This window comes from Pseudomonas sp. SH10-3B, from assembly GCF_019891415.1.
GTDB lineage: Bacteria > Pseudomonadota > Gammaproteobacteria > Pseudomonadales > Pseudomonadaceae > Aquipseudomonas.
This window is the reverse complement of record NZ_JAFLXD010000130.1, coordinates 1-543: the sequence shown is the minus strand read 5'-3', so window position 1 is coordinate 543 and position 543 is coordinate 1. Positions and strand designations below refer to the sequence as shown.

Sequence of the window (543 nt, the reverse complement as noted above, 5' to 3'; positions counted from 1 at the left end):
CTTGAGCAACGCCAACGGCCCCGCATCCAATTCCGTGCGCAGGTGCCAGGTCAGGCTCAAGCCATCCGGCGCCTTGAGCAGCAGGCGATAACGGCTGTGACCGTCGTCCAACGGCGTGACCTGGGCGTTTTCCAGCCAGCGGATCAGGCCCCAGGTGCCGGGGTAGTCGCCGAACAGGCGCTCGCCGGCATGCACGCTGGTCCAGCTCAGGCTCACGCCGGGGTAGTCGCTGTGGCCCGGCCAGTGGAAGCGCTGCCAGCTTTCCTTCTGGTTGAAATACTGGTGCCGGTCGCCGTTGAGGATGAAGGTGGTCTGCACCACATCGCGCACGGCTTTGCCTTGCAGCTCAAAGCGCAGCCCCATGCCGCCGTCGGTGTAGAGCACATCGGCAAGGTCGCTGAGCTGGTTGATGGCGCTGAGAAACGCCGGGTTGAAGCGTAACCCTTGGCTGTGACGTGGATCCGCAACCCACTGGCTGCCCTCCTTGCGCAACACGCCGCTCAATTGCCGCTGTAGAAACTGCTCGATGCGCCCGGAGTCCGC

At 64.6% G+C, this 543-nt stretch carries 1 protein-coding gene; it reads right to left on the bottom strand.

Features of this window, described 5'->3' with window-relative positions:
• Positions 1 to 543 (bottom strand): type VI secretion IcmF C-terminal domain-containing protein (locus J1G35_RS30655; RefSeq protein WP_279309470.1); only part of this gene is annotated, 543 nt, incomplete at both ends.